The sequence below is a fragment of the Skermanella stibiiresistens SB22 genome (assembly GCF_000576635.1).
Classification (GTDB): Bacteria; Pseudomonadota; Alphaproteobacteria; order Azospirillales; family Azospirillaceae; genus Skermanella; species Skermanella stibiiresistens.
In genome coordinates, this window is sequence record NZ_AVFL01000053.1 from 21,675 (window position 1) to 29,771 (window position 8,097).

The following is an 8,097-nucleotide window of genomic DNA, read 5'->3' on the forward strand; positions in this document are numbered from 1 at the left end:
TCTCCGATGAGGAACGAGACAATGACGGCTTCAGCAAAACGTCTATACACAGCAAAAGTTCGCACCACCGGGGGCCGCGAGGGAGCGGCTCTCAGCTGCGACGGCAAGCTGGACATCAGACTGTCGACACCAGGTGGTTCGGGCAGCGGCACCAATCCCGAGCAACTTTTCGCGGCCGGATGGTCGGCCTGTTTCGAGGGCGCCATGGCGATCGCCAGCCGCAAGATGAACATCACTCTGCCATCCAATCTGGCGATCGATGCGGAAGTGGACCTCTGCGACGCTGATGGCGCTTTTTTCCTGAGTGCCCGCCTCAAAGTATGCCTGCCGGGCCTCGACCGCGATGTTGCGCGAGCAGTCGTCGATGCCGCGCATCAGACCTGTCCCTATTCGAAGGCGACGCGCGGCAACATCGAAGTCAAAATCGACGTCGTCTAGATCCCCTGCCACGGCAAAAATAGCCAGATGCCACTGGCTGGACGCTTTGAGAAAGGCATTGATCCGATGAACGCAATCATCGCCCAGGAAGTCATCAACCATCCTCGAAGGCGCTTGTTCGGCATCGCTGCGGCGACCATCGCAGCGACACAGTTCGGCGCGATGGGAAAAGCGAGTGCGCAGGGCAGCGCGAAGCGTACAACCGCCACTCTTCCCAATTCCGGCGCACAAGCGTCGTTTTCCTCGCTGAAGCAGATCGATGCCGGTCCGCTAAGCGTCGGGTATGCGGACGAAGGTCCTGCGCAGGGACCGCCGGTAATTCTGCTGCATGGCTGGCCATACGACATCCATAGCTATCTTGATGTGGCGGCCATCCTCGCCAACGCGGGCTATCGAGTGATCGTTCCCCATCTGCGGGGGTACGGCACTACGCGGTTCCTGCCGGGAACCACGCTGAGAAACGGCCAGCAGGCTGCGCTGGCCGCCGACGTGATCGCCTTGATGGATGCCCTGGCAATTCCCCAGGCGATCGTCGCCGGCTATGACTGGGGTGCGCGGACAGCCAATATCGTCGCCGCACTCTGGCCGGATCGCTGCAAGGCGATGGTGTCGGTGAGCGGCTATCTAATCGGCAGCCGCCAAGCCAACGAAATGCCGCTTCCGCCGCAAGCAGAGCTGCAATGGTGGTATCAGTTCTACTTTGCGACGGAACGCGGTCGCGCCGGTTATGCCAAATACACGCATGATTTCGCCAAATTGATCTGGAATCTCGCCTCGCCGCAGTGGCGTTTCGATGATCCGACCTTCGCGCGCAGCGCCGCGTCGTTCGACAATCCGGATCATGTCGACGTCGTCATCCACAATTACCGCTGGCGGCTCGGCTTGGCCGATGGCGAGCCTCATTATGACGCATTCGAAGATCGGCTGGCCAAGGGTCCTCTGGTCAGCGTGCCAACGATCACGCTCGAGGGCGACGCGAACGGCGCTCCTCATCCCGACCCAAGTGTCTACGCGAAGAAGTTCTCAGGCAGGTATCAACACCGGCTTATCACCGGCGGCATCGGACATAACCTGCCGCAAGAAGCGCCGCAGGCGTTCGCCAGCGCCGTCATCGATGTCGACCAGTTCTAACTTCGGAGGGGCTTGCATGAAACGGAGATTTGCTGGTGCGACTGGCATCGCCGTAGCGATCGCTGTCGCAGTCGGATGCGTCGAAGTCGATGAAGTTCGGGCGCAGGATGCCAAGGACGTTTCACCACTGTACGGCGTGGCTGTCCCAGACGGTTACCGCAAGTGGGAACTCGTCGCACCAGCACTGGAGGACGATCCGCTGAACGAGCTTCGCGCGGTCGTCGGAAATACGGTTGCGATGGAAGCTTACCGGTCCGGTACTCTTCCTTTTCCAGACGGCACCGTTCTCGTCAAGCTGGCATGGAAGCGCGCCCAGTCAGCGGAATTCGGAACCGCCACCGTTCCGGGAGCGGCCACGACCGTACAGGTCATGGTCAAGGATTCCGGCAGATATGCGGCCACCGGCGGCTGGGGCTTTGGCAGGTTCATAGATGGCAAGCCTGTCGACGAGGCGCAGCATGAGACCTGCTTCGCCTGTCACGACGCGCGCGTGCAGGGCCACGACTATGTCTTCACCCGATATGCCCCGTAGCGTGGTCGACCATCCCGAAGCTCGTCCCGCGTAAACACTTCATTTGGAGAAAGAAATTGAGAAAGCACAAATTGAACCAAGATAACGTTGCGTTGGTCTTCGGCGGATCGCGCGGCATTGGGGCGGCAATTGCGAAGCGGTTGGCCAGTGACGGCTACCGAGTCGCTCTCACTTATGTTTCGAGGCCCGACAAGGCAGATCAGGTGGTTGCCGAAATCAAGGCGCAGGGTGGTGAGGCCATTGCCATCCGCGCCGACAGCGCGGACCCCGAAGCCATTCACAAGGCAGTGTCGGAGACGGTCGACCGCTTTGGTTCGATCGGTGTCGCGGTCGTAAACGCCGGGGTCCTGCGCATCGCGACGATAGACGCGGTTAGCCTGGAGGATCTCGACTTGACCCTGAATGTCAACGTGCGCGGCGTATTTCTTGCCATCCAGGCGACTTTGGCGCGGATGAACGACGGTGGGCGGATCATTACCATAGGGAGCAATACCGCGGTCCGGACCGGAACGGTGGGAGGGAGTGCCTATGCGATGTCAAAGGCAGCCGTCGCGGCCATGGTCAAGGGCGTCGCGCTTGATGTCGCCACCCGCGGAATCACGGTAAACAACGTCCAGCCCGGCCCGATCGATACCGACATGACGGCCTTGATGATTGCCGGACTCAAGGATGTCATACCGTTGAAGCGCGTAGGACAGCCCGAAGATATCGCTGGCCTGGTCTCCTATCTGGCGAGCGCGGAATCTGGCTTCATGACCGGAGCGAGCCTTACGATCGATGGCGGTTTCGTACTCTGACGATCAGCCCAACGTTTCAATCTGTCGTTATGAAACGCGACCCTTGTTCCATCAGCCGAAATGCTCGGAGCCAAACTTGACGCCTGATCGCCGCCGACTTCAGCGCCGTCTGCCGTGACGTTGACGCGAATGATGTTCAAGTCCCAATGCCCGATCATAGAATCCCTCTCCGACATGCCAGGCATCCGTGCAGCGTGTTCGCGCCCTGGTCGGTAGTGGGCGTGGCAAAGAATCAGTGGACGTAATTGCTGACCAGTTCAACACTCCCGTTGGGAGGAGCTGATTCGATCGGCGGCCGAATTGTCTACTCTGCCTTGGTGCTGATCAGCTAATGATTACGTTTGCAGTACTATCGCCAGGATTTGAAATCAACCGGTAGTCAACTTCCCCGATCCTGCATGCGTGTAACAGCGCAGGAGGGGAAAGCATGATCAGTAAGTCCAGGCATCGCATCGGGCTTGATGCCTTCGGCGACGCTTTTCCTCGAAATGCCCGCGCTTACACGCTTGCAATCCCGATGACAGCGATCTCGAACAGAGGAAAACCAGAATGCCGCCATCCACCACATTCAAGAACAAAGATGCCGAGCGGGTGCTCGACAAGTCGGAAGGTGTTCCGTCGCAACGTGGAGCGCCGATGCATTCGCGTGAACGGCATGCCGACAAGAGCGATGCCGAACTGATCGCGCGCTTCAACAATAATTTCCGGATTGGAACGAAGTTCTCGACTTTCAAATCACCCGGCGATCAGAATGCGGCACTCTCCGCTTACTTCAAAACGTCAGATGGTAAGCGCGATCTCGAGCGGATCAAATCCTCGAAGAAGAAGGAACGGATCAATCTGGCGAACGTATCCGTCGGGCCGTCATCCATTACCGTCCGGATCGCCGAAGGGACGATGGGCGTTCAAGGTGCTTATGCGGAATGCCGGAACGGCAAATTGCGGTCAGTGACCGCGATCATCGAGACGGACGGCAAGGGCGGCTACAAGGTCGTTACCTGCTACCCGGTCGACGCATACTAGCCGGCGGCAGCATCTTGCGTGCAGGAGGAAGAGGCAAAACTGTCCCCATCCCCTGCGGTTAGTTAGGCGACGCGGACGGAGTCCGGGCGTCCAAGATCGAGTGATCTGGTTCAGCGAGGAGGCGGTCGCAGCTTGACGGGCGGTACCGCGGACCACGCCGGGCGGCCAGACACGCTACTCGGATCTTACCATCGAGACGTCATTGAACTTGCGGACGGTGTTTCACCGGCCGCCGCGCCAGACCGAAGGGCTGGTCGGCTCCGTGCTCGAACCGATGGGGCTGGATCTGCCGGTGCCAGACCATAGAGCATCCTGAACCGACGATCCAGGACACTGACAGTTGCTGGTGCCAAACGTCATCCGCGCCATCGGTCAGGCACTGGTCTTTGCACCGCTGTCGGCGGTGGCGACCGCCGGAATCGAGAAAGAGAATGCTGGATCCGCCTCCGGCCTGTTCAACATGATGCGGAACCTCGGAGGTGCTGTGGGCATCGCCCTGCTACAGACCTTCCTGACAAAACGGGAGCAGTTCCACTCCAATATCCTGTCGCATGCGGTGTCGTTGTTCGAGCCGGCGACCGTCGCACGCATCGAACAACTGACCCGGTATTTCCAGTCGCACGGCATCACCGATCCGATCGATGCCGGGCATCGCGCCTACGTCGCCGTCGGCATGGTGGTCCGCAAGCAAGCTTTCGTCATGGCGTTCAGCGATGCTTTTTTCCTGCTGGGCACCGCACTGCTGGTCGCCTTGTTCGCGACCCTGCTCTTGAAGAAGCCCAATCATCTGAGCGAGGGCGGTGCCCATTGACCGGCGGCTCTCGCCCGACGATCAGGAGAGATGTCATGAGACACGTATCCAGCCGATCGACGACCACCCATCGCTGGCGGCTTCATGGTTCCGCACCCATCCTGGACATCGTGGAATGGCTGGCGGGCGATGATTGCCGTGCCATGGACGAAGCGGCGTTCATCGCCGGGCTGGGACGGCGGCTGCGGTCGGTCGGGCTGCCCATCGACCGGTTGACGCTCCACTTGCGCACGCTCCATCCGGAGATTCTCGGTCGCACGGTCGCCTGGGCTCCGAACGAACCGGTGGAAATCCACGATCGGGAGCATGGCATGGAGGTATCGGCCGGCTTTCTCGGCAGCCCGGTGCGGCGGGTTATGGACAGCGGCGAGACGCTGCTGGTGCGGCCGACCGATCCGGCGGGTTCGCCTTGGCCGCTGATGGACGTCTTTGCCGGGCGCGGCCTTGCCGAACTGCTGATCGTGCCGCTCAACACCGCCGATGGACCAGTCAGTGCCGCCGCCTTCGGCACGGTGAGGCCGCGCGGCTTCTCCGCCGGCGAACGTGCCGCCCTGGACCGGATTCTGCCGGCGCTACGCAACAGCTGTGAATTGCGGACCCTGCGTCAGGTGGAGTTGACGCTGCTCGACACATTCGTCGGCTCTGGGACGGCCCGGCGCATCCTGGCCGGCCATGTCCGGCGCGGCCAGATGGAAACGCTGCGCACGGCGTTGATGCTGTGCGACATGCGCGGCTTCACGAGTCTGTCGAACCGCTTGCCGGGTGTCCGCGTGCTGGAACTGCTGAATCTCTATTTCGATCAGGTGCTGCCGGCCGTGGCGAGCGCCGGCGGAGAGGTCCTGAAGTTCATGGGGGACGCCGTCCTGGCCTTCTTCCCCGGCAGTTCGCCGGAAGTGGCCTGCACGGCGGCGATGCGCGCGGCCGAGGAGGTCTGCGCCCGCCTCACCGCCTTGGCCGCGACCGATCCGCCGCTGGCTGCAACCATCGCGCTGCATTACGGAGAGGTGAGTTACGGCAACATCGGGTCGGGACGGCGACTGGATTTCACCTTGATCGGACCTGATGTGAATCTGGTCAGCCGTATCCAGACCGTGTGTAGCCGGACCGACCATCCTGTGCTGATGTCCCGGCGGTTTGCTGAAATGCTGCCGCCTGATCAGACTGCACCTGCCGGAACCTACAGCCTGAAAGGGTTTTCCGAACCGGTCGACCTTTTTAAACGGGTCGGCACTTGATCCGAATTACAGCTTTCATAATGCCGGCGTTGATGAGATGGGGCATCCCGCTGTTTTCAGCGCGGTAGCGCCACATGACTGATATGACGTTTTCTCTCAGGAAGATTGTGCGATGAAGGCCACGTTCATCTGCCTCTGTCGAGACTGCCGCGCGATTGGGGGCAAGCTGTCATAGCCGTTTCCGGGCAGGAATAGGCGCCTAACAGCCGTCCGAAACCAGGACGGAACTTGCCGTTAGAACCGGCACAACGAATCTGGAGCAGGAGATCGGCGCCGTGGCAGGGCCAGCGCATCTGCGGCGATTTGTTGATGTGGCGGTTGACCAGGAAGTTGGCGGTGCCTTCAGTGAGCGCGGTGCCGACGCGGAGACCGGCGATCTCCGTGCAGCTCAGCATTCTGAAAGGGTTTGCCGTACTGAAGGGCGGAGCCAGCGAGCCGGTCTGTAGCGCGGCAAGTGCCACTGTCGGAAAACAGATGTTTGCCGACAGCGCAACACCGCCGAGGGTCGCGGAGCAATGCAGGGCAAGTTGTTGATTTTCCTTTGATTGTGAGCGTGGCCGTTCTTGATTTGTCCGCCTATCTGTCAAATTCGCGCGTTTCGTTAGTTTGGGCCTCTCTGCCCGTTGACACATAACGCAGACCTTGATAGGTATCGTTATGAATGATAACGAAAATTCTTTAGAAGTGAACAGCACAGCAATGCCGGACGCTGATACTTTTGGCCGTCGGAACGGGGCCCTCAGCCTCTATGGAGTATCGGTCGAGTACAGCCTGCATACCCTGCTTTGGCTGCTGGCCGAGCACCCCAAGCGCCCCAGCAGCCGCGATCTGGCTGAGATGCAGGGCGTTCCGGCTGCCATGCTGGCGAAGATCATGCCGAAGCTTGAGAAGGCCGGCATTGTCAAGTCGAGTGACGGAATCACCGGCGGCTACGCTTTGGCGAAGTTGCCGTCCCAAGTCACCGTCCTCGACGTCGTCGATGCAGTCGCTGGCGACCGCAAGTTGTTCGATTGCAAGGAGGTGCGCCGCGGTTGCGTCCTCTTTGGCGGTTCGCCGCCTGCTTGGTCGATCTCGGGCGTGTGCCGAATTCACGCCGTGATGATTCGTGCCGAAAAGCAAATGCGGGCGGAACTTGCCAGGACGACTCTTGCCGACCTCGCGCACGGCGGGCGACCGCCGGAGTTCGAAGCGTTGGTCGCCGACTGGTTCCGTAATCGCGGCGAAGCCCGGGAAACCGCACGGATTACCGCTGTCAAGAAGGGGCGCCGCTCTCCACGCTAACGCAGTCCACCATCACTCCAAACATCCCAACGCCGAGCCAAGTCCCGGCGAAGGGTGGATCACCTCTGATCAACAGAAGGAAAGGTAAGAAAATGTCACGTCTGACTTGGTATGAGGTCTCCCCGGAGAGCGCAAAGACCGTAAGCGGCCTCTACCACTACGTCACGAAGAACACGAACCTTCCCGAGGAACTCATCCATCTCGTGTTTCTCCGCGCCTCCCAGATGAACGGCTGCGCCCATTGCATCGACAAACATGGCCGCGATCTGCGCAAGAGCATGTCAATCGACAAGATCGCGCTGGTTCCTGTTTGGGACGAGGTTCCTCATCTGTTTTCAGATCAAGAGCGCGCGGCATTGGCTTGGACCGAGGAGGTAACCAACCTTAGCGAAACTCATGCGTCGGACGAAGCGTATGCGGCCATCTCATCGGCGTTCGAGCCGAAGGAACTCGTGGAGTTAACGGTGGCTATCGCAGCGATCAATGCCATCAACCGGTTGGGTGCGCCTTTCCGCCTACCTGTGGCAGCCAAGGCCTGACTATCTTGCGTAAGATCCTTCTCGCTTGACGATTAGGGAGACGGAAATCCCAAGGCTGGCTTCACCTCCATTTCTTACCTAGTCACAATCAAGCACGAAGGCTGGCGGGCATGACGTAAAGGATTGGTTCGGTTTAGGATTTAGCTACTGACACCAATCCCACCGGATCTCACCCGCCATGCGCGCCGGCGTTGAACTTACCCCAGCGCCGCCGCGCCTGGAGGAAGCTGCATCTTGCTGAGGATGCGAAGACCGGCACGGGCACCGTTCTCTTATTGCGGGCCGGGATTCAAGTCCTCTTGGTGAGTTA

10 protein-coding genes and 1 pseudogene are annotated in these 8,097 nt (G+C 60.2%); 10 read left to right on the top strand and 1 reads right to left on the bottom strand.

Annotated elements, in window-relative coordinates:
* Positions 1-21: 21 nt before the first annotated feature.
* The 8 genes and pseudogenes from N825_RS33635 to N825_RS33665 all read left to right on the top strand — a co-directional run bounded on the left by N825_RS33635 (position 22) and on the right by N825_RS33665 (position 5,967).
* On the top strand, positions 22-438 hold the full coding sequence (locus N825_RS33635) for an organic hydroperoxide resistance protein (RefSeq protein ID WP_037461317.1): 417 nt from the start codon (positions 22-24) through the stop codon (positions 436-438).
* 66 nt (positions 439-504) lie between these two features.
* Positions 505-1,569, top strand: a complete 1,065-nt coding sequence (locus N825_RS33640; RefSeq protein ID WP_037461319.1) for an alpha/beta fold hydrolase — start codon at positions 505-507, stop codon at positions 1,567-1,569.
* A 16-nt stretch (positions 1,570-1,585) separates the two neighbouring features.
* Positions 1,586-2,101, top strand: a complete 516-nt coding sequence (locus N825_RS33645) for a cytochrome P460 family protein (RefSeq protein ID WP_037461321.1) — start codon at positions 1,586-1,588, stop codon at positions 2,099-2,101.
* Between the two features lie 56 nt (positions 2,102-2,157).
* Positions 2,158-2,898 (top strand): 3-oxoacyl-ACP reductase family protein, encoded by a 741-nt coding sequence (locus tag N825_RS33650; RefSeq protein WP_245613311.1) that lies wholly within the window; start codon positions 2,158-2,160, stop codon positions 2,896-2,898.
* A gap of 549 nt (positions 2,899-3,447) precedes the next feature.
* Complete coding sequence (locus N825_RS33655) at positions 3,448-3,921, top strand: RNase A-like domain-containing protein (RefSeq protein WP_037461323.1); 474 nt, start codon at positions 3,448-3,450, stop codon at positions 3,919-3,921.
* A gap of 157 nt (positions 3,922-4,078) precedes the next feature.
* Positions 4,079-4,237, top strand: a pseudogene (locus N825_RS38365) (transposase); the annotation flags it as partial.
* A 24-nt stretch (positions 4,238-4,261) separates the two neighbouring features.
* Positions 4,262-4,732, top strand: coding sequence for an MFS transporter (locus tag N825_RS33660; RefSeq protein ID WP_037461325.1), 471 nt, complete (start codon positions 4,262-4,264; stop codon positions 4,730-4,732).
* A 35-nt stretch (positions 4,733-4,767) separates the two neighbouring features.
* Entirely contained in the window at positions 4,768-5,967 is a 1,200-nt protein-coding gene (locus tag N825_RS33665) for an adenylate/guanylate cyclase domain-containing protein (protein ID WP_051513989.1), read from the top strand.
* Positions 5,968-6,092: 125 nt separating this feature from the next.
* Here N825_RS33665 and N825_RS40150 read toward each other — a convergent pair whose 3' ends face one another.
* Positions 6,093-6,362, bottom strand: a complete 270-nt coding sequence (locus N825_RS40150; protein ID WP_157619728.1) for a hypothetical protein — start codon at positions 6,360-6,362, stop codon at positions 6,093-6,095.
* A gap of 262 nt (positions 6,363-6,624) precedes the next feature.
* Here N825_RS40150 and N825_RS33670 point away from each other — a divergent pair, with 262 nt between their 5' ends.
* Positions 6,625-7,248, top strand: a complete 624-nt coding sequence (locus N825_RS33670) for an RrF2 family transcriptional regulator (RefSeq protein WP_245613312.1) — start codon at positions 6,625-6,627, stop codon at positions 7,246-7,248.
* Positions 7,249-7,340: 92 nt separating this feature from the next.
* Complete coding sequence (locus N825_RS33675; protein ID WP_037461327.1) at positions 7,341-7,787, top strand: carboxymuconolactone decarboxylase family protein; 447 nt, start codon at positions 7,341-7,343, stop codon at positions 7,785-7,787.
* Positions 7,788-8,097: the final 310 nt, after the last annotated feature.